Here is a 21,929-nt window from a genome sequence, read left to right as displayed (position 1 = left end):
GTAAGGTGAAGCCAGAGAAAGATAAAAAGAAAATGTCAAAGAAGACTAAAATTATAATAACAATATCCATTATTCTAGCTTTATTAGTTGGATCCGTTGTATTTGGATATTTTTATGTTAGAAGTAAGATATACAGTAATTCAGATATATCAGATATAACAACAGAAGATTCATTTGAAGAGGTACCAGGAATAACTAATATCCTATTAATAGGTACAGATGCTAGAGATCTTAATGAGAGGGCAAGATCAGATTCTATTATAATTGCAACAATAGATAATAATACTAAGAAGTTAAAGTTGTCCTCAATAATGAGAGATACTTTTGTAGATATACCAGGATATGGTGAACAAAAAATTAATGCTGCTTTAGCATTAGGTGGACCAGAATTATTAATGAAGACCATAAAAGAGAATTTTAACTTTACATTAGATAAATATGTAATGGTTAACTTCTGGGGATTTGAAGATATAATAGATGGTATTGGTGGAATAGAAGTGGATGTAAAAGATTATGAAATTCCAGAAATTAATAAATTTATTGGAGAAGTTAGAGATGTAAAATCACCACCTTTAACTACACCAGGATTACAACATTTAGATGGACAGCAGGCTTTAGCATATGCAAGAATAAGAAAAGTTGGTAATGGAAGCTATGAAAGAACAGAACGTCAAAGAAGAGTTCTTGATATAGTAGCTGAAAAAATGATGGATGTAAGCGTAGTTAAATATCCAGGTCTTTTATATGACTTATTGCCATCAGTTAAGACTAATATAGAACCATTAACCTTATTAAATTATGCATATACGGTTTCTAAGTTTGGAGAACTTAAATTTGAACAATTGCAAATTCCTGCTACTGAATTATCTCAAGGTGGCTTATATAGAAATAAAGGATGGGTTTTATTAACAGATAAAGAGCAGAATGGAAAAATACTAAATGATTTTATCTATAATGATAAACCATATTCTAGTGAAGATATAGATAAGGATCATTTTAATAGTATAATGGCAAATTACAATGCTTTAAATAATGAATATAAGCAACAACATGGAGAGCCTACTCATATTGAAGAAAATGATGATGAGTTAGATAAAATTGAACAGGAAAAGCCGTCTAACAATACAACAGATCCTGAAGTACCAAAGTTGGTGAAAGTTCCTTCTGTAGTAGGCTTGAGCAAGGACACAGCAATAAGTGAGTTAAATAAAAAAGAATTAAAGGCAAACGTTAAGGAGATAGATGTTACAGATGAAAATCAATCTGGCAAGGTTATTTCAATTTCTCCAGGAGTAGGCAGTGAAGTTGAAAGAGGAAGTGAAGTAACTATTAATATTGGAAAATATGTTGGTGTGGAAATACCAAACTTGGTTGGTGAAAGTGAAAGCAATGCTAGAGAAAAGTTACGTGCTTTAAAGCTAAATTGCTTTGTAGAATATGTTACGGATGGAGCAACAGAAGCAAATAATGGGATGGTTAAAACAGTATTTGGTGTTGGCACTCACGTTAAAGAGTGGACTGAAGTTAAAATTCTGGTTTATAAATATGTAAATGAATAGTAAGAATGACGCTGAACTAAAAAGATGGGATATAAATTATCTTATCTTTTTTTCATATTATTACAAAATTATTACTTGTGTTGAAGTATTGTGTAAAAAAAGATATAATTTTATAAGTAAAAATAGATATAGTATAGGTGGTAACATGGGGAGAAAAAAGATAACGAGATCGAAAAAGAATAAGAAAAAGAGTTGGAAAGTAATATTAGCCTTTTTTGCTTTTATGATTATATTTACAGGGGTAACAGCTCCATTTATGATTTTATATGGACCTTTTGAAGATGCAAAAAGAACATTTGTTGGAACAGCAATGTCTTCAATGCACTATCAGTGGTTAGCAACAACATTTTTATCTCAAGATAAAATTGATGAGATTTTAGGTAAAAGTCAGGAAGTTGTGTCAAATGAAAATCAAGATTTTAGCCTTATAGAAATTTCAAAGGTAAAGGATGACAGTATAGAGGTGGCTACTTTAACTGATAACAGTAAATTTACAGGTCATGTATTAATAGTAAAAGATCCTACTAGGGTTAAGGTTGGAGTTACATCAAAATTGTTTAAAGAAGGTGAAACTACATCGCAAATAGCTCAAAATTATGATGCTGTAGCAGCTATTAATGGAGGAGCTTTTACAGATGAAGAAGGTAGCCAATTGTGGACATCCAATGGTGGTATACCTGTTGGGGTATTAATTTCCGATGGAAAGATATTAAATGATGATGCTCCAGGTGGGCGTTATGATGTAGCTGCTATGACGAAGGATGGAAGACTTTTAGTAGGAGGCTATACATTAAAGCAATTAGAAGAACAGAATGTAGTGGATGCTCTTACATTTACACCAGAGGGAGCAAGTCCAGTATTGGTTATAAATGGTAAAATGACTAAAATATCAGGAGATGGTGGATTAGGAACTGCTCCAAGAACATTAATTGGACAAAGAAGAGATGGTGCTATAGTGCTAGTTGTGTTAGATTCAAAGGTTCCTGGAGGAAGGATAGCAGCCACATTAAAAGAAAGCCAAGAAATTATGTACAAGTTAGACTGTGTTACAGCAACAATGCTTGATGGTGGGAAATCTGCAACTATGTATTATGATGGAGAGGTAATTAATAATCCTTCTAATAGTTTAGGTGAAAGACCAATAGCATCTGCATTCATAGTTAAATAAGTGGTGAGGTAATATATATGAAAAACTTAAAACGTGTTGTAATATGGGCTTTATTATCATTATCTTTACAAGCTGGAGGGCTATACATTTTAGAGAGGATGTATTTTAAGCATTCCTCAGATTTTAAAGTTGAGAAAGTAGAAGTTAAGCCAGTAGAAGCTAATGTTACCATTCCTAATAATATAGAAGATGTAAAAGTTTCATACTCAGGAAGATATATTTCATATTTTAATAATGATAAGTTATATGCTATAAACACTAAAAATGGTGAAGAGAATGAAATATCAATAGAGGATTCTGATGAAATACTATATGCGGATTGGATAGAGAATGTAAATAGAATTATATTAGTTATAAGAGATATAAACGATAGAGTACAACTTTATACATATGATATAAATTCAAAAACTGAACATAAAATAAAAGAATTAGGCAATTATTCTAATAGTATGAAGATTAATGGATTAGAGGTATCAAGTAAAACAGGTGTTAAATATATTGCATTAACATGGGGAAGTAGTAGACCAACAATTTATAGAATTGATATTAATGAAACACTTACTAAGGTATCTCATAATATAAAGAATTTAGGGGAGATTGCTGCTTTTCAAAATAAAGATATACTAATCTGTGAAGATGAGTCAAGAAATAGCTTTTATAGTTATACAAATGGAAAAAGTAAAAAGTTAAATCTAAATATTTCTGGGAAACTAGATGTGCTAGGAACAGATAGCAATGATAATATTTATTTCGGTGAATATGAAGGAGATAAAATCTACAGAATAGTGTATGGTTCTTTAAATACTAAGGAAGGTGAATGGCAATCATTAGCACTTGATGAAAGCAAAAATAAAGAAGATATTTATGTAACTGAAAATGGAGAAATCCTTATTAATGATAATTTAAAAGGGATGGTTCTAAATAAAACTACTGGTGAAACTATTTCATATAAAGGAAAGTTTGTTAGTATGAACGATAAGATTATATATAGTAATAAAGAAGGTTATATTTATATTAAAAATATAAAAGATGTGGATAGTGCAACAGAGGTTTAAAGAAGTATAATTGTATATTCATTAATATATATGGTATAATACAACTCGCTAACGAAAAACGTTCCTAGGAGGATTTTTACATATGAGGCTAAGAAAAAAGTGGTGGGCTAGACCTGAATTAGAAGAGAGTAATATATTCATAAGCAAACCAGCTGATTTAAAAGGAAAATGGAGAGAAGAGTTTGGAAATAACAATCCTATTCATTTAGAACTTGGATGTGGTAGAGGAGGATTCTTAACAGAAAATTGCAAAAGATATCCTGATATTAATCATATAGCTGTAGATTTAAAAGATGAAGTATTAGTGTATGCATTAAGAAAGGTTAAGGAAGTCCAACCTGAATTAACTAATGCTAGAATAGTAGCTTTAAATATAAGCTTTATAGCAGACCTGTTTGATAAAGATGAAATAGATAAGATATATATAAATTTCTGTAATCCATGGCCAAAGGATAGACATAATAAGAGAAGATTAACTCATATAAGGTTTTTGAATGAGTATAAGAAGTTTTTAAAGCCAGGAGCACAAATATGGTTTAAAACTGATGATACAGACTTATTCAATGATTCACAAGAGTATTTTAAGGAATGTGGATTTAATATAGATTTCTTAACTTATGATTTACATAACTCAGATTTTAAGAATAATATAATGACAGAGTATGAAACAAAGTTTACTTCATTAGGTATGAAGACTATGTGTTTAATTGCAACATTAAAGTAGAAAAAAGGAGATATCAAAAGGTAATTTTGATATCTCCTTTCTGTTTATTAATTAGAGCAAACCTTTTTTATAGTTAAGGTTTTGCTGTATACTTCTTTAAACTTATCTGAACATCTTAGTGCTTGAGAAATTTCTAAATCAAGATTTAAACAAGAATATAGTTTAATCTCAACAGTATCTTCATTTATAGATACACTTAAATCTTTTACTGCACCAGAAAGACTTCTATCAAGACCTTCAGCAATTTTTAAAATGACCCCTAATTCTTCAATAACTTTAAAATCCAGTCTATTTATTATTGAACAGAACTGAGGTAAAGCAACATGATAGCTATTATTTCTGTGAGATGCTGCAATTGATGCACTCATTAAAAGTTCTTTATGTGTTAATCCATTAATATATGAGTTTAAAATAATATAAAAAGTATGTTTATGGTGATTATAGTAATCTATTGATGTACCACAATCATGTAACATAGCAGCTGTCTTTATTATATGGTCATACTCATTGCCTAAATGATGTAATGGTTTGAAAGCTTCAAATAGTTTTGTGCTAAGGTTATACACGTTTTTAGCATGTTCTTTGTTAATGTGAAGATCTTCTAATATACCATTTATACTATAATCTAGAATGTCTTCTATAGGTTTAAAATGAGTATTTATGTACTCATACATTATACCTTCTCTAAGACCTCTACCAGACACGATTATTTTTGATGCGTTAACATACTTAATTATTTCATGGAATATAGAAACTCCACCAACTATAATATCAGCTCTTTCTTTTGATAAACCATCGAATTTATTTCTAAGCTTATAATCCTTACTTTTTAAAAGATTATAAATATCATGAACATCATAATCAGTCATTATGTAGTTATGTGTGATATCAAAAGGATATCTATTTTTTATTCTGTTCATTTTTGCAATAGCGCGGACTGTTCCACCTACACCGATTATAGAATCAAAAGTATTGTTTCCTAACCATTCTATATCTGATAGTTCACTATAGATTTTTGTAATTGCGCCCTCTAAATCATCCCTAAGTATTCTATCTTGAAGATTATACTTGTATGTTAAGTTTACGCTACCTATAGGCAAGGTTACACTTTCTTTTATTTCACCATTTAATATCCAAGCTATATAAGTAGAAGTACCAGCTACATCAACTAAAAGAGAATTATCAAAGTAGATACTTTTTGTAACACCAAGGTAACTAAAATAAAGTTCTTCCTCGCTAGAAAGTACAATAACATCCATATCTAGTGCTTCTTTTATAGTATGAACAAACCTATCCTTATTTGTAGCAGCACTTAATGCCTCAGTAGCAACAGTTACAATATCGCATACCTTAGAAACAGAGGCAAGAGACTTAAATGTAGTTAGCGTGCTAATTGTTTTTTGTATCTTTTCATCAGAAATAAAATCATTATCAATTAAGTCGTATCCTAATCTAACTGTGGTACTTAATTCATCTATAATACGAAAGTACCCACCTTCTTCAACTTCTGTCAACATAAATCTAATAGCATTAGAACCTATGTCTATAACACCAACCCTATTCATAAATAACTCCTTAAGATATATAATTAGATTAATAATAATATTATTATACTATAGTGTATAGAAAAATGTTATGTAAAAATGAATATTGACATTAAAAGTTATTTATAGGTATAATGTATAAAAGATAATAGAAAATCAATGAAGAGAAGAGTACTCTAACTGATTTCTAAAGCGAGCAGGGGAGGGTGTAAGCCCTGTGAATAGGTTAGTTTGGAAGAGAGCCTCTGAGATGCCATCTGAATTGAGTAAGACTGGCCGCAGAATACTGCGTTAAAAAGTTGAGTGGCAATTTTATTGCAACTAGAGTGGTACCGCGGATATTTCCGTCTCTTGTTATTCAAGAGGCGATTTTTTTATTTTAGGAGGATAAATATGGATTATAAAAAGAAAATTGCAGAGTTAATAAAAGAACATGTTGATTTAGATTTAGACAAGATAGAAGGATTAATAGAAGTTCCACCAAGACCAGAAATGGGGGATTATGCATTTCCATGTTTTCAATTAGCTAAGGTTATGAGAAAAGCACCCAATATGATTTCTGGTGAATTAGCAGAAAATATAAATAAAGATGGATTTGAAAAGGTTGAACAACTAGGACCATATGTAAATTTCTTTGTTGATAAAGGTGTATTCAGTAAAAATACAATAGAAAAGGTATTAGAAGAAGGAGATAACTATGGAGCTTCTAATATTGGAGAAGGAAAAAATGTATGTGTTGAATATTCTTCACCTAATATAGCTAAGCCTTTCCATGTAGGACATCTTTTCACAACAGCTATTGGTAATGCATTATACAAGATGTATAAAAAAGAAGGATATAATGCAATAGGTATAAATCATTTAGGGGATTGGGGAACTCAGTTTGGTAAGCTTATCTCAGCTTATCATAGATGGGTAGATGAAGAAGCTTTAGAAGCTGATCCAATAAAAGAATTATTAAGAATATATGTTAAGTTCCATGATGAAGCAGAAAAAGATCCATCATTAGAAGATGAAGGAAGAGCATATTTTAAAGCTTTAGAAAATGGAGATCCAGAGGCAGAGGCTTTATGGAAGAGATTTAGAGACTTAAGCTTAAAGGAATTTGAAAGAGTATATGATATACTTGGAGTAAATTTTGATTCTTACAACGGAGAAGCTTTCTACAATGATAAGATGGAGGTTGTAGTAAATGAATTAAAAGAAAAGAAGCTTTTAGTTGAAAGTAATGGTGCACAAGTAGTTATGCTAGAAGACTATAATATGCCACCATGCATAGTTTTAAAGGCTGATGGAGCATCAATATATGCAACAAGAGATTTAGCAGCAGCTATGTATAGAAAGAAGACATATGACTTCTATAAGAGTATATATGTTGTAGGAACACCTCAAGCTCTACATTTTAAACAAGTATTTAAAGTGCTAGAATTGGCTGGACATGAGTGGGCAAATGATTGTGTGCATGTAGGATTTGGATTAGTTAAGTTTGCTGATAGAAAGCTTTCTACAAGAAAGGGAGAAGTTGTTTTACTTGATGATTTAATTAGAGAATCAGTAGAAAAAACTTTAGAAGTTATTAATGAAAAGAATCCAGAATTAGAAAATAAAGAAGAAGTAGCTAAGAAGATAGGGGTAGGTGCTGTAATATTCACTTACTTAAAGAACTCTAGAGAAAAGGATATAGTATTTGATTGGAAAGAAATCCTTTCATTTGATGGGGAAACTGGTCCATATGTTCAATACGCATATGCTAGAGCAAAGAGTATCTTAAGAAGAGCTGAAGGAATTAGCAAGGAAGTAGAGTATAGTAAATTATCATCTAAGGAAGAATTTGAATTAATTAAGACTTTAGATAACTTTAAAAATCAAATCTTATTAGCATTAGATAAATTAGAGCCATCAATCGTTACAAGATATACTATAGAAGTTGCTAAGGCATTTAATAAATTCTATAATGCTCATTCAATATTAAACTTAGAAGATGAAGTTTTAAAGGCAACAAGATTAAAGCTAGTTGAAGCTTCTGCTCAAGTTATAAAGAATGGATTAGACCTTTTAGGTATAGATGTAGTAGAAAAAATGTAATTATGATAGGAGAGTATGTATTTGTATAATACATACTCTTTATTATTGATAAAAATATGCTATAATTATAATAATTTTAAACGTCTAGAAAAGTATAAAATTTTTGAGTAGCAAACCTTACGGATACCGAGATTAAGTGGTAAAAATATGTGAAGACGTTAAAAAATAAAAATTATAGTGCCGCCACAGAACACCAAAAGCAAGTTTTGGAACCTGTGGTATGGCTGAAAAAAGTGACTTCTTCGCTAAAACGTGGCGAAGCCACTTTTTTATAGAGAGGTGGGAAAAGTTTGTTTTTTAATAAATATATAAAGTATAGAGACATTCTAGTAATAGTTTTAATAGCTCTTGTGGGATATAAGTTAATTGACAATTATCAAATGTTTTTAAACCTTATAAGTACAACAATGTCTGTAATATCTCCGTTCATATACGCAATGATATTTGCTTATTGTATTAATCCAATAATGAATCTATTTGAACGAAAATTAAAGATGAAAAGAGGCTTATCCATTTTAAGTACATATCTATTAATAGGAGGAGCTATAGTAATAGGTGCATTATATATTGTTCCTAGTATTGTTGATAGTATAATATCAATTACATCTGAAATACCTAAATACATGGAAACTGTACAAGGTTGGATTAATGAAGCGTTAAAAAATCAAAATCTTTATGACTTAATAAATAGCACTGGACTTTTAGATAATATAAGTGTTATATCTGGAAAAATGAGTAGTATTATAATTGGAATCTTAGACGGTTCTGTATCTTCTATAGTATCAATTACTACAAACGTAGTAAAAATAGGATTTGGATTCTTAATTTCAATTTATATATTATTAGATAAAGAAAGATTTATTACTGAAGTTAAAACTTTAACTTATATGATATTAAAAGAAGAGAAAGGAACAAAATTAATAGGTTTAGTTAGAACTTATCATGAAATGATAGGTAAATATATTGGAACTAAAGCTATAGATTCAGCCATAATAGGAGTATTAGCATTTTTTGGACTTATGATAATTGGTGCACCATATACACCGTTATTAGCAATTATAGTTGGTGTTACTAATATGATTCCATACTTTGGACCATTTGTTGGAGAAGTGGTTGGAGCAGCTGTTGGTATATTTGTATCTCCAGCTATGGCTATAACAATATTTGTATTTTTACTAGCCCTTCAACAATTTGATGCGTGGTACTTAGATCCTAAGCTTATAGGTGATAAAGTAGGAGTAAAACCATTTTATATAATATTAGCAGTTACAATAGGTGGGGGATTCTTTGGTCCAATAGGAATGTTACTTGCATCACCTACTATGGCAACTATAAACATATATTATGAAAGAAAGGTGAATTTATTCAAGGCAAGGAATAAAAATCTTATGAAAAGATTTGATACAAGAGAAGAAGATTTTTTTAATGAGGATAAGATAGATAGTAAGGATAATATAGATAAAGAAAAAACTCAGTAGGTTAAATACTACTGAGTTTTTAACGTCTGGGGAAGTATAAAGGTGAAGCAATGGAATTATATTTTGTTTTATTAAGATGAAGAAAGGGTATAAATATATATTTATATCTTTGTATATTTATATAAATACATATTTATATGTTTATTTATTGTAGATAGTATTTTTCAATAATTTATTTATAAAAAAGTCGTCAAGACGAGCTTGCCGAGTGGTGGATTTTTTTCAGTGCACTCTGGACTTTGGAATTCAATGTAATCAAAAGACCAGAGGCATATAATTTCCTAAAGAATAGAAAAAGACTGCAATTAAGATGCAGTCTTTAAAAATCTTATTTATTAATTTTTTCTGGCTGGGCAGTTTTTAGAGCAAGTGCCGCAATTACATTTTCCTTTAGAAGATGTTTTTATGTTTTTATAAATTATGAAAATTGCTAAAGTTACTATTCCTGCAGTAATTAAGATTTCCATAATATCACCAACCTTTCTAAATTAAGAACTTGCCTATGTTAAATACTAAGAATGAAACAACCCATGCTAATACTAATTGATAAGTTACTGAGAATAGTGTAAGTTTAGTTCCGTATTCTTTTTTCATTGCACCAATTACAGATACACATGGAGTGTATAGTAATACAAATACTAAGAAAGAGTAAGCTGATAATGCAGTGAAATGTGAAGCTAATGTTACTGATAAATCTCCGCCAAATATAACTCCCATAGAAGCAACTACTGTTTCTTTAGCTAGTAACCCAGATAATAAAGAAACTGATGATTGCCAGTTACCAAATCCTAATGGAGTAAATACTGGTGCTATAAAGGAACCAATGTTAGCTAAGATACTATCATTTACGTTATCAACCATTCCGCTAAGGCTAAAGTTAGATAATAACCAAATAACTACACTCATAGCAAATATTATTGTACCAGCTTTCTTTAAGAAGCTTTTACCCTTATCTAAAGTTTGAGTTAGAACTGATTTGAATTCAGGCTTTTTATATTCAGGTAGTTCTATTATAAAAGGTTCTTCGTCCTTCTTGAAAATTGTATTCTTAAATAATATACCTATTAAGAATGCAAGTAATATTCCTAAGAAGTAAAGTGAACCAACTACTAGTCCTTGGTGATCAGCAAAGAATACTGCTGCAAAAACTGTATAAACAGGTAATCTTGCATTACATGACATTAACGGAACAAGTAAAGCAGTAAGTTTTCTATCCTTTTCGCTTTCAAGGGTTCTAGCACTCATAATAGCAGGAACTGAACATCCAAATCCAACAATCATAGGAATAAATGCTTTTCCCGATAGACCCATTTTTCTCATAAGCTTGTCCATTATAAAAGCAACTCTTGCCATATACCCGCTATCTTCTAATATTGTAATACAAACGAAAAGTGAAAGTATTACAGGAAGTAAAACAAGTATTCCTCCAACTCCTCCAACTATTCCATCTACAATAAGTGATTGGAACCAAGGTGACGAATTTGATAATAATTCACTTAACCATGGCATAAAGGAATCATTTAGTAATCCATCTAGCATATCTGATAAAGGTTGTCCAACCCATGAAAATGTAATTTGAAACATTAATACCATCATTAGAATAAAAATTGGATAAGCTAAAAATGGATTAAGTAATATTTTATCTAATTTATCTGTAAAAGAAACCTTTTTATTATCGGGTACTTTACTACACTCTATTAAAACACTTTCTATGTACTTATAAGCAGCTTTTTCGTCCTTAAAGTTAAACTTGTCAATATCATTAGGTTTGCTAATAGTAGTTGTTGAAATGAATTCTTTAAGCTTATCTATTCCTGTTCCTTTAGCAGCTGATATAGGCATAACTTTTATATTAAATAAAGATTCTAATTTTTTATAATCAATAATAATTCCTTTATTTTCTGCTATATCTACCATATTTACAGCTAAAATAATTGGCTTATTAAATTGTTTTAATTGAGTAGTTAGATATAAGTTTCTGTCTAAGTTTGAAGCATCAACAATGTTTAATATTAAATCAACATCATCTTGTTCTAAAAAGTTTTTAGCTACCTTTTCTTCATTTGAAAAAGTATCCATTGCATATATTCCAGGAAGGTCTACAATTTTAATATCATTAAAAAAACCTTCTTTTTTATCTACAGTTACTCCTGGCCAATTTCCAACATATTGTTTTGAACCAGTCAAAGCGTTAAATAATGTTGTTTTACCTACATTGGGATTACCAAGAAGAGCAATAGTTGTCATATAAATCCCCCTTACTTTTGAATAAAAATATTTTTAGCGTCCTTTTTTCTTATAGCCAAATCAAATCCTCTTAAGTTTACTATTATCGGATCACCTAATGGTGCAACCCTTTTTAGCTGTATTTTTGTTCCTTCTATACAACCAAGAGCCCAAAGTCTTTTTGTTAACTTTGAATCTCCCTTTATTTCATTAATTGTTCCAATTTCCCCTAATTCTAATTCGCATAAACACATTCTAATCACCTCTAAAAATTGAATGAAAATCATTATCAATATTATACTATCATTTAAAGATAAAAATGTCAATGAAAGTAAATCTCAATTTCATTAATAATTAATTAAATTTGCGAAAAAATAAAAACTAAGTATAATAGAAACAATATATATTATTAAAGGAGGTATAGATTGTGAAAAAAGTCGCAGCATTTTTTGATATTGATGGAACTGTATATAGGGAAGGGTTAATAACTGAAGTTTTTAAGAAGTTAGTTAAATATGAGATAATACAGGGTGAAAAGTGGTATAATGAAGTAAGGCCTGAGTTTGTTAGGTGGGATAAACGTCAAGGTGATTATGATAATTATCTGTTAAAAATGGTAGATATATATATGGATGCTATAAAAGGTCTTAAAAAAGATCAAATAGATTTTATAGCAAAGAGGGTAGTTGAACAAAAAGGTGATAGAGTGTACACTTTTACTAGAGATAGAATTAAGTGGCATAAAGAACAAGGGCATATTATAATAACAGTATCAGGTTCTCCATATGAACTTGTAAGAGAGATGGCTAAAAAATATGAATTTGATGATTTTAGAGGGTCAATTTATGTTCAAGATGAACATAATATGTATACAGGGGATGTAATTCCTATGTGGGATAGTGAGAGTAAACAAAAAGCAATTAATGAATTAGTAAAGCTATATGATATAGAGTTAGATAAGAGTTATGCTTATGGTGATACAGCTGGGGATTATACTATGCTAAATATGGTTGGAAATCCCTATTGTATGAACCCGACAAAAGAGTTATTAGGAAAGGTTATTAATGATGAAAGTCTAAAGAAAAAAGTTAATGTCATAGTAGAAAGAAAGGATGTAACTTATAATTTAGATGTTAATAACCTACAATTTGCGTAGAAAAGAGTGGTACTGTGATAATTAGAGAAAACATCTTGAGAGTTGATGATGTGTCTAATGACCTTATGATTAATCACGAAGGTATGGAGTTTTTACCTGAGGATATGATTTTTTTTGATTTGGAACATTATGTGTATAAAAAACCAAAATGTATAGGAGTGTTTGGTGCTTGTGTTTATAATAGCAGAACAAAATCTCTAGAAGTTACTCAATATATGATAGAAAATAGATATGAAGGACTTGATATTCTTTATTTAGCTAAAAACTATTTTATATCTATGAAAAATAAAGGCAAAAAAGCTATAGTAACTTTCTCTGGAAATAATGATTTTACTGTAATAAATTATTTGTTCCAAAAGTATGGAGTTATTTACAACTTCAATGAAGAATTTGCATCAGTTGATATTCAGAAAGAGTATGAAAGAGAAAGAAAAACTTCTATAGGGTTAAAAAATCTTGAAAAGCAATTTGGGATAATAAGAGAAAGTGAAGTAATAAGTGGTTCAAATTTAGCTAAAACATTTCATAAGGTAATGAAGGATAAAGACTATATTAAGAGGATGCCTAGGGAGAAGATTGAGAAAATATTATTATATAATGAACAAGATGTTGTAAATCTTTATCACATTTTTGTAAATTGGAAGAGTATAATATTTGAAGATAAGGAAGAGGATGAAGTTTCACAAATAAAATCAATTGAAGATATTGAAATTATTGATGAAGAAATATTAGATGAGGTTGCTAAAGAGTCAGAAGAAGATGAAGAGCAACTTGAAGATATAATTATAGAAAAAGAGGAGATTGCTAAGTAGCAATCTCCTTTATTTCTTCTTTATAATATTTGTACCATCTGAGGATAAAACTATATCTCCATCTTTATCGTTTCTGTATACGCGAAGCTTGTATTTCTTTATAAGGTCTAATGTTTCTTTATGAGGATGACCATATGTGTTATCTTCAGCAAGTTGAATAACACCTATAGAAGGATTAACAGCTTTTAGGAAGGCTTCAGATGTTGAGGTTGAAGAGCCATGATGGCCAAATTTTAATACATCAGCACTAACATCATATCCTTTATTAAGTATTTCTTTTTCTACTTCTGCCTCTGCATCACCAGTAAATAAGAATGATGTTTTTCCAAACTCAATTTTCATTACTGGAGAATAGTTATTAAAGTCTTGCTGGGAACCTTTCTTATATTCAGCCTTAATAGGTGAGAAAACAGAAACCTTAGTTCCTTCTCCTAAGTCAATAGAATTAGTTCCTTCTTTTATTACATTAATCTTTAAATTTTTCTTTTTTAAAGCTTTAATCATATTTTCATAAGCTTTAGTTGTATGAGTAACTTTAGGTGAATAGAATGCACCAATCTCATATTTGTTAATTACATCATCAAGATTACCAATATGGTCTTCATGAGGGTGGGTTGCAATTACATAATCAATTTTTTTTAGATTTAACGAATCTAAGTACTTAAGCAACATATCTTTACTTTTTCCAGGACCAGCGTCTATAAGCATATTTTTATTATTTACTTGTATCAAAATGGAATCTCCTTGACCTACGTTTATATAGTGTACGGTCATTTCTCCTGCAGTTTGCCCTATAGATTCATTTTGTTTTTCACAGCCTAATAAGAAAAGTGAAAAAAAGCTTAAAATAATAGCTATAATAGAAAGTTTTTTCTTCATATAAATAACCTCCTCCTTTGTATAATATATTTTAGTGTAACATCAAAAGTTATTATAATAAAGAAAAATGATTACATTGCATAATAAAATTTTTAAGGATATAATTATTTTAATCTAAGAGAGAAGGTGGAAAAATGAAATATATAAAGTATGTACGTTATGTAGTTTATATGCTTATTATGAGACTAAAAGGAATTAAGAGGGATTATATAGAAAAGTTCAAGGGGGAAGAGGAAGCCTGGAAATATGCTCAAGAAGTTTTTAGAAAATGGACTTATTTTACTATAAATATAATAGGAATGGAAATTGAAGTAGAAGGATTTGAAAATATTCCAGATAAAACATGTGTATTTATGGGAAATCATCAAAGTATATTAGACATACCAGTTATGAGATATTCAACTCAAAGAACTTTAGATTTTGTGGCTAAGAAAGAATTAGCCAAAGCACCTCTTATTGGATATTGGATTACTCATGTAAAGAGTGTAACGATAGATAGAGATAATATAAGAGAAGGAATGAAGGCAATTAATCAAGCTGTGAATAATATAAAGGATGGATATAATTTTACTATTTTTCCAGAGGGGACAAGAAGCAAAGATGGTAAAATACATGAGTTTAAAAGGGGGAGTATTAAAATAGCAAGCAAATCTAAGGCACCAATAATTCCTGTTGCAATAAAAGGTACATCTGCTTGTTTTGAAGATAGTAAAGAATTTGTACCTGGAAAAGTTAAAGTTATTTTTGGGGAAGCTATAGAAACTGAAAATATTTCTAAGGAAGTAGAAAGAGAACTAATGTTAAGAGTAGAAGAAAGTGTGCGTAGTTTATATGAAAAAATATAAAAAAAGTTCGTGTTAAACAATTACATTCATAAGAAATGCAAATTTGAATGTTTCAAAATTGCATTTCTTGTGTTATAATCATATTAATATTGGTTTATAAAGCAAAAAATGCAATTTTACAAATATAAAAAATTCATTAGGGGGCATAGAAATGAGAAAAGAATTTTCAATGAGCAATGATAAAGTAATAATCAACTTTACAGCAAAGTACTGTAAAACATTTGAGATGTTACTTGAAAGTGAAGGGTTTAGAAGAGTAATTGATGTATATCTAAAGAAATCGGAAAAGAAAAATACTCTTGCCTTTAGATACGTAAAGAAGACATTAGGAACAGATGACATAGCAGAGTTAAGAAAAGATATAATTAAAGTTTTTAAGTGCTTAACTGTAATGAGTGCAAGAGAAATAAGTGAAAGTAATCCTAGGTACGTAGAGCTTTTAGCAGATAAGGATGAATTTGTAGCTTTAGTAGAAGACTTGTATCTTTTCTGGAGAAGATTAGAAAGATATACATTAATTCATACAGGTTCAATAGAACATGGACTAGCAGCAGTTAGTTTTACAGAAGCAAATGCAGAGTTTTCTAAGCTAGTGTTAAAGTTATATAGAAAAGTAGAGAAGAATGTTATAGGAGGAGAACCACAAGTATTTAGACAAATTCCAGCTGGTGGTAACTCTTGTATTAAGATTGGTATGATGATGTGGCCAATACCTAGAGGGTATGAAGCTATAGAATATGTTCCTTTTATTGATTCAATACTTTTAGAAACACCATTCATTACTTATCCAAAGAGATCTACAAGAGATGGAATGTTTACTGAAGTATTTGAGAATCCACTACAAGATGCAAATATTAATAGTGACCATTGGTTCTGTTATCCAGCAAAAATTGGGGAATCTCTAGCATATGTATATTTCCATAGAGATTACATGGAACATGGAATAACTCTATGTAACTTATTTGAAATGGCTAGAAAAGAAGAATGTAGAGGTAGAAAGCCTGATATAGTTTATGTATTTGGGGCAACTGATGATAATGAAGAGTTAAAGACAGTATTCTATGAAGACAAGAAGAATGATATAATGCTTGGATATGTTAATCACTCAGATAAAATAGATTACTTTGGATATATGAAAAAGATGTGTTTAACATTACACAACTTAAGAATGATAAGAAAAGGATATTTACCAATCCATGGGGCAATGGTTAATATTCAACTTAAGGATGGTAACACAGCAAATGTTGTTATAATGGGAGACAGTGGTGCTGGTAAGTCAGAAAGTATAGAAGCATTTAGATCATTAAGTGAAGATTATATTTCTAATATGACTATATTATTTGACGATATGGGTACATTTAAGCTTGAAGATAATAAGATTGTTGGTTATGGTACAGAAATAGGTGCATTTGTAAGACTTGATGATTTAGATCAAGGATATGCATTTAAAGAAATGGATAGAAGTATATTCATGAATCCAGATAAGACTAATGCTAGATTAGTAATGCCAATAACTCCATATAAGGAAGTTGTTAGAGGATACAATGTAGACTTCTTCTTCTATGCAAATAATTATACAAAGGTTGAAGAGGGACAACATTCATTAGAATATTTTAATACTCCAGAGGATGCAATTAAAGTATTTAGAGCAGGAGCAAGAATGGCTAAGGGAACTACAACAGAAACAGGTTTAGTAGAATCATTCTTTGCGAATCCATTTGGTCCAGCACAAAAGGTTGAAGAAACAGATGCCTTGATTAAGGAATACTTTGAAGCTATGTTCAACATTGGTGTAAAAGTAGGACAAATAAAAACGTGTCTTGGAGTAAAAGGACTAGAAAAGAACGGACCAAGAAATGCTGCTATAGAATTATTTGAAGAAATAAAAAAGTTTGAAAGATAGTATAAAAGAGCCGGTGCTAATTAATTAGCGCCGGCTCTTTTAAATAAATTACTTTTTTAACCTATTAAATAATGATAATGTTCCAAGTTGTATGTTTAAATCAAATTTTTTAAAGTTTACAAGTTTTGAAATCGTAAGTGAAAAATCAAATATAAGTAAAATAAATAGTAAGCAAAATAATATAGTGCTAAGAAGTGGAGTAATAGATGTTACTATATATTTAACTAGTGGATGAATTATCTTTACTACACTTACAGAGGTTATACCCCACATAATAGAAAAGTGTAAGCAAATTCTACCATGTATATTAAATGGATCATCAGTATAATCCCAGTATTTTGTCTTGAATAACTTTTCTAATATGTATCCAGTCAGGTATTCTATAATGGAGATAACAATTGTAGCTACTACTAATAAAAATGGAAGAGTAACATTTATGTTATCTAATACAATTACCATGGAAGAAATACATAGTCCGTAAATAGGACAAAGAGGACCATGCAAAAAGCCTCTGTTAACGAACTTTTTTTGATTCTTATATGCGTATAAAACTTCAACACACCAACCTAAGAAAGAGTAAATAATAAAATAAAAAAATAGATTATAGAAATTATATGATAGCAAATTTTGAATATTCATATTACCCTCCTTTCTTTTAAATAAATTATATAATAACAATATTAATAAAATATTAAAGATAAGCTTAAAATTATCTTAAACATTAAAAAAGTGGCTTTGTCACCCTTTAGCGAAGAAGTCACTTTTTTAGTCATACCACAGGTTCCAAAACTTGCTTTTGGTGTTCTGTGGTGGCATTATAATTTTTATTTTTAACGTCTTAGCATATTTTCACCACTCAAGTTCTGTATCCATAAGATTTTGCTACTCAAAAATTTATATATTTTCCTAGACATTAAAAATAGTTCAGCAAACTCTATGCTGAACTATTAGGGTAACTATTCTACGCTTTTATACTGACTCTTTGCAAAGAAAGAGATTGCATATAATCCTGCAATACCAACTAGGCCGTATATTATTCTACTAAATGCGGTCATTTCTCCAAATAGAGCTGCAACTAAATCAAATTCAAAGAAACCAATAAGTCCCCAGTTTACAGCTCCTATTATTACTAGTGTTAGTGCTATTGTATCTAATATTTTCATAAAAACACACTCCTTTTATGGTTTACGATATATAGTGTAACCATAAAAAAAAGTTTTATTCTAAGAATGGATTTAAAGAAGAAAACTCGCTAACAAGCGAGTTTTCTTCTTTAAAGAGTTATATTTCTATCAATTGGTTGAGAAAGAGATATAAATGTATCAGTTCTTTGAATACCATCAATATTATTTATTTTTTCTAGCAAGGTATTTTGTAAATCTGCTATATTTTTTGAAATAACTTTTGCAAACATTGAATAATCACCTGTTGTTAAATGCAATTCTACAACTTCGTTTATTTTCTTCATTTCTTCAAAAACGTAAGAAAAAGAAGAAGTTTTATCTACATATATACCAACAAAACAACATACATCATATCCTAGTTTTGCAAGGTCTAGTAGAATTCTTGAACCTTTGATAATTCCCATGTCCTCCATCTTTTTCATTCTGACATGTATAGTTCCTCCACTAACATGACATATTCTTGCTATTTCCAGGTATGGTGTTCTACAATCTTTTATAAGTAATTCTAATATTTGAAGATCTAATTCATCTAATTGGAGATTAGGATTTAATGCCATATTGCCACCTCATTTTAATTCATATATTACTAATTTCTATTTTATCAAAAAATGTATGAATTTCAAAGGAAAAATTATAAAAAAGCAAAAAATGCTAATTAAAATTAAAATTTTATCAAGATATTATCAAAAAATAAATATTTTAGTAAGGAGATATAAGAATTATTATATATAATAATTCTACTTGAAAAACTGTTCATTTTACTCTAATATTATTAGTATAGTTAAAGTTAAGGAGGATGTGACGGATGGTAAACTTTTTAATATCAGCATTATATTTAGTTATCATGTTTGCTGTACTATTAGGGATTATAATGCTATGTAAGAAATGGGTATTTACAAAGATTAGAATAAATAAATTTATACCACTTGCTGTAGCAATTATAGGTTTTGCTATACAGTTATTTGTTAGACCAGAAGGAATGGTAATACAAATGATAGTTATGGCTGTAACAGTTATTTCTTTTTTCTGGTTTATGGATATTCAGCAAACTGGAGGACCAAAGAAGTCTAATGAGAAGAAAATAGTAATAAAACCAAAGTCTAAACCAAATAGGTTAAAAAATCAAAAAAATGATTAAAATATAAAATCCCTAAAATTAGGGATTTTTTTGTTTTTAAGGAAGTTATAAAATCAAGTGAAACAAATATTCACTTAACTTGTTTATTTTTCAATAAAGATTGGGGAACTTATGGCAAGCCTATTGTCTTGTTGCCAAATTCTAATTAAATACCAACTTTCCCCTTCAATATATTTATGATCATACAAATATTTTATAGAATTAAGGTTAATATTTTCAATTTTTTTAACTATAGTACTTTTATTTGTAACTATTTCAATAGATTTTATTTTGTTATTTTTATCTTCAGCAAATATCATAAATCGTAATGTGTCATCCTTAAGAATAATTTCAGTTCCCATCATAGAATCGTTTATAGTGAAATACATTTCAAGAGTTCTTGATTCTGTAGAAAAAGTTCTTCTTTCCCTAAATGCATCTATAAGTTCATCTTTTTTTAGTTCATAAGCTAATATTCCTGTAAGGTTATCACTATCACCAAAATTAAGTCTATGGTTATCCTGGCTATTTATAGCCCCAAGCTTCCAACCTTTATCAAGAAGAGAATAGTAATATTTATCGTGACGAATATACTTATTAGGGTAAGATCCATTTCCAACTTCCATAGAGGTTATAATTTTATTTAAAACCTCATTATAAGCTAAGGAAGTAATGTTTCTATGTGGATGATTAATAGTAACAATAGCTTCGGGGTTATTTAGCATCCATAGAATTAGTAAGTTTATGTCCTTAATTATCCCCTTAAAGTATGTGTTAGAATTAATTATATTAAAATCACCATATAGAGAAGTTTTTGTCTCAAAACCAACCATTGGTAAGAATGAATCATTTTTTTTTGCAAATCTTTCTGCCATTGCATTAGTTACATTCCATTTTGATATTTCTTTATTATTCCAATATAAATCTTTGCCTAAATAGGAGTTGTGATCAGTTATTATCATGAAATCTATTTGGGTGTTTTTACCGTATTCATAGGCATCATTAGGGGTGCCACGACCAGTAGAAAAAGCCGTATGACAATGTGGAATTCCATAAAAGCATTTTAATATTTTATTCTTTTTTTTACTTTTTCCCAAACCCGTTCCCTCTTAAAAAATGTTTACTATAATATATATAGTGCTTAAAGGTATGAAATGATGACAATAATCAATAGTAATGATAAAATAAGTAGAATACAAAAGGAAAAGGTAGGAGATTTATCTATGATTTATATTGGAGAAGATAATACTTTAAAAGTAGATAGAAAAGTTGAATTTGGTTTTTATTTAACTGATGGTAACGGGAATGATATTCTATTGCCAAATAATTTGATATTAAATGAAGAAATAGAAGTAGGAGAAGAAGTAGAAGTATTTGTATATAGAGATTCTAAGGATAGGCCAATTGCAACTATGAAAAAGCCATTGATAAAGGTAGGAGAAGTTGCATATTTAGAAATAGTTGGTCAAAGTTCATTTGGAGCTTTTGCAAATATGGGCTTAGATAGAGATATATTTATACCAATTAAAGAACAAAAGTTTAAATTGGTAACAGGCAAGAAGTACTTGTTATATGCATATCTAGATAAAACTAATAGATTAGCAGCAACTACATATGTTGATCCTTACATAGAAAAAGGTGAAGGCTTTAAAGTTGGCGATGAAGTAGAAGTTATAGCATATGGAAAAGGTGGAGAAAAGACAATAAGGGTAGCTATTGATGGTAAATATGAAGCTATAATCTTAGGAAATGAACATTTTACAGATATATATCCAGGGGATAAGTTTAAAGGTAGAATTAAAAGAATATATGAAGATGGTATAATTGGTATAACTAATAGAAAGAAGAGACTTGATGAAAGGGAAATGTTAAAGGAATCTATAGTAAGCTATTTACTTGAAAATGATGGATATATGCCTTTTAATGATAAGAGCGCTCCTGAATTAATAAAAGAAACCTTCCATACATCTAAAAACTATTTTAAGATGGCACTTGGCGGTTTAATGAAAGAAGGAAGAATAGAGCAAAATAGCGAAGGGACAAAATTAATTAAATAGATTCAATTATTAGAGAAATCTTAATTAGATTTCTCTTTTTTGTTTTAATTATGTCATGGAGACATGATTAATTTGGAAATGTAAATTTGTAGCTGTTGACAAAATATACTATTAGAGTTATTATTTAAGAAATTGAA

Annotated in this window: 21 protein-coding genes and 1 other annotated feature; of the genes, 12 read left to right on the top strand and 9 right to left on the bottom strand. The window is 29.3% G+C overall.

The window, feature by feature from the left end:
- Positions 1-5: 5 nt before the first annotated feature.
- The 4 genes from G594_RS19605 to trmB all read left to right on the top strand — a co-directional run bounded on the left by G594_RS19605 (position 6) and on the right by trmB (position 4,506).
- Complete coding sequence (locus G594_RS19605; protein ID WP_051195946.1) at positions 6-1,559, top strand: LCP family protein; 1,554 nt, start codon at positions 6-8, stop codon at positions 1,557-1,559.
- 145 nt (positions 1,560-1,704) lie between these two features.
- On the top strand, positions 1,705-2,727 hold the full coding sequence (locus G594_RS0108245; RefSeq protein ID WP_027098149.1) for a phosphodiester glycosidase family protein: 1,023 nt from the start codon (positions 1,705-1,707) through the stop codon (positions 2,725-2,727).
- Positions 2,728-2,744: 17 nt separating this feature from the next.
- Positions 2,745-3,782 carry an NHL repeat-containing protein gene (locus G594_RS0108240; protein WP_027098148.1) on the top strand — a complete coding sequence of 346 codons (1,038 nt, stop codon included), beginning with the start codon at positions 2,745-2,747 and terminating at the stop codon, positions 3,780-3,782.
- 82 nt (positions 3,783-3,864) lie between these two features.
- Positions 3,865-4,506, top strand: coding sequence for a tRNA (guanosine(46)-N7)-methyltransferase TrmB (gene trmB, locus G594_RS0108235; protein WP_027098147.1), 642 nt, complete (start codon positions 3,865-3,867; stop codon positions 4,504-4,506).
- A 47-nt stretch (positions 4,507-4,553) separates the two neighbouring features.
- Here trmB and G594_RS0108230 read toward each other — a convergent pair whose 3' ends face one another.
- Positions 4,554-6,071: a Ppx/GppA phosphatase family protein gene (locus G594_RS0108230; RefSeq protein ID WP_027098146.1), complete on the bottom strand. Its 1,518-nt coding sequence runs from the start codon at positions 6,069-6,071 to the stop codon at positions 4,554-4,556.
- Positions 6,072-6,200: 129 nt separating this feature from the next.
- Positions 6,201-6,405, top strand: a binding site (T-box leader).
- A 38-nt stretch (positions 6,406-6,443) separates the two neighbouring features.
- On the opposite strand from G594_RS0108230, the gene argS reads away from it, so the two are divergent.
- Positions 6,444-8,135: an arginine--tRNA ligase gene (argS, locus tag G594_RS0108225; protein ID WP_027098145.1), complete on the top strand. Its 1,692-nt coding sequence runs from the start codon at positions 6,444-6,446 to the stop codon at positions 8,133-8,135.
- A 290-nt stretch (positions 8,136-8,425) separates the two neighbouring features.
- Positions 8,426-9,613 carry an AI-2E family transporter gene (locus G594_RS18610; protein ID WP_051195945.1) on the top strand — a complete coding sequence of 396 codons (1,188 nt, stop codon included), beginning with the start codon at positions 8,426-8,428 and terminating at the stop codon, positions 9,611-9,613.
- A 335-nt stretch (positions 9,614-9,948) separates the two neighbouring features.
- Here the strand turns inward: G594_RS18610 and G594_RS19890 are convergent, their stop codons facing one another.
- Genes G594_RS19890 through G594_RS0108205 form a run of 3 tightly spaced genes read right to left on the bottom strand, consistent with a single transcriptional unit; the run spans position 9,949 to position 12,093 of the window.
- A complete protein-coding gene (locus tag G594_RS19890) occupies positions 9,949-10,080 on the bottom strand; it encodes a FeoB-associated Cys-rich membrane protein (RefSeq protein WP_081663621.1) in 132 nt (43 codons plus the stop codon).
- Positions 10,081-10,096: 16 nt separating this feature from the next.
- On the bottom strand, positions 10,097-11,860 hold the full coding sequence (feoB, locus tag G594_RS0108210; RefSeq protein ID WP_027098144.1) for a ferrous iron transport protein B: 1,764 nt from the start codon (positions 11,858-11,860) through the stop codon (positions 10,097-10,099).
- An 11-nt stretch (positions 11,861-11,871) separates the two neighbouring features.
- Positions 11,872-12,093 carry a FeoA family protein gene (locus G594_RS0108205; RefSeq protein WP_027098143.1) on the bottom strand — a complete coding sequence of 74 codons (222 nt, stop codon included), beginning with the start codon at positions 12,091-12,093 and terminating at the stop codon, positions 11,872-11,874.
- 173 nt (positions 12,094-12,266) lie between these two features.
- Between G594_RS0108205 and G594_RS0108200 the strand changes: the two genes are divergently transcribed.
- Both G594_RS0108200 and G594_RS0108195 read left to right on the top strand, forming a co-directional pair.
- The gene (locus G594_RS0108200) at positions 12,267-12,995 is read left to right on the top strand and encodes an HAD-IB family hydrolase (RefSeq protein WP_027098142.1); all 729 of its coding nucleotides are present in this window, start codon (positions 12,267-12,269) and stop codon (positions 12,993-12,995) included.
- Positions 12,996-13,009: 14 nt separating this feature from the next.
- Complete coding sequence (locus G594_RS0108195) at positions 13,010-13,807, top strand: ribonuclease H-like domain-containing protein (RefSeq protein WP_027098141.1); 798 nt, start codon at positions 13,010-13,012, stop codon at positions 13,805-13,807.
- A 9-nt stretch (positions 13,808-13,816) separates the two neighbouring features.
- Here G594_RS0108195 and G594_RS0108190 read toward each other — a convergent pair whose 3' ends face one another.
- Positions 13,817-14,686 carry a ComEC/Rec2 family competence protein gene (locus tag G594_RS0108190; RefSeq protein ID WP_027098140.1) on the bottom strand — a complete coding sequence of 290 codons (870 nt, stop codon included), beginning with the start codon at positions 14,684-14,686 and terminating at the stop codon, positions 13,817-13,819.
- Positions 14,687-14,820: 134 nt separating this feature from the next.
- On the opposite strand from G594_RS0108190, the gene G594_RS0108185 reads away from it, so the two are divergent.
- On the top strand, positions 14,821-15,531 hold the full coding sequence (locus G594_RS0108185; protein ID WP_027098139.1) for a lysophospholipid acyltransferase family protein: 711 nt from the start codon (positions 14,821-14,823) through the stop codon (positions 15,529-15,531).
- A gap of 151 nt (positions 15,532-15,682) precedes the next feature.
- Entirely contained in the window at positions 15,683-17,434 is a 1,752-nt protein-coding gene (locus G594_RS0108180; protein WP_027098138.1) for a phosphoenolpyruvate carboxykinase (ATP), read from the top strand.
- Between the two features lie 48 nt (positions 17,435-17,482).
- On the opposite strand, the gene G594_RS18605 is transcribed toward G594_RS0108180, so the two are convergent.
- The 3 genes from G594_RS18605 to G594_RS0108165 all read right to left on the bottom strand — a co-directional run bounded on the left by G594_RS18605 (position 17,483) and on the right by G594_RS0108165 (position 19,175).
- Positions 17,483-18,073: a putative ABC transporter permease gene (locus G594_RS18605; RefSeq protein WP_051195944.1), complete on the bottom strand. Its 591-nt coding sequence runs from the start codon at positions 18,071-18,073 to the stop codon at positions 17,483-17,485.
- 317 nt (positions 18,074-18,390) lie between these two features.
- Positions 18,391-18,597, bottom strand: a complete 207-nt coding sequence (locus G594_RS0108170) for a DUF378 domain-containing protein (RefSeq protein WP_027098137.1) — start codon at positions 18,595-18,597, stop codon at positions 18,391-18,393.
- Between the two features lie 110 nt (positions 18,598-18,707).
- Positions 18,708-19,175, bottom strand: coding sequence for an Lrp/AsnC ligand binding domain-containing protein (locus G594_RS0108165; protein ID WP_027098136.1), 468 nt, complete (start codon positions 19,173-19,175; stop codon positions 18,708-18,710).
- 248 nt (positions 19,176-19,423) lie between these two features.
- Between G594_RS0108165 and G594_RS0108160 the strand changes: the two genes are divergently transcribed.
- Positions 19,424-19,756, top strand: a complete 333-nt coding sequence (locus G594_RS0108160; RefSeq protein WP_034866218.1) for a hypothetical protein — start codon at positions 19,424-19,426, stop codon at positions 19,754-19,756.
- 83 nt (positions 19,757-19,839) lie between these two features.
- Here the strand turns inward: G594_RS0108160 and G594_RS0108155 are convergent, their stop codons facing one another.
- Positions 19,840-20,832, bottom strand: a complete 993-nt coding sequence (locus tag G594_RS0108155) for a CehA/McbA family metallohydrolase (RefSeq protein ID WP_027098134.1) — start codon at positions 20,830-20,832, stop codon at positions 19,840-19,842.
- Positions 20,833-20,958: 126 nt separating this feature from the next.
- Here G594_RS0108155 and G594_RS0108150 point away from each other — a divergent pair, with 126 nt between their 5' ends.
- Positions 20,959-21,792: a CvfB family protein gene (locus G594_RS0108150; protein WP_027098133.1), complete on the top strand. Its 834-nt coding sequence runs from the start codon at positions 20,959-20,961 to the stop codon at positions 21,790-21,792.
- The last annotated feature ends 137 nt before the right edge of the window (positions 21,793-21,929 follow it).

The sequence above is a fragment of the Clostridium paraputrificum AGR2156 genome (assembly GCF_000424025.1).
Lineage (GTDB): Bacteria > Bacillota > Clostridia > Clostridiales > Clostridiaceae > Clostridium > Clostridium paraputrificum.
This window is presented reverse-complemented; position numbering and strand designations above follow the sequence as displayed.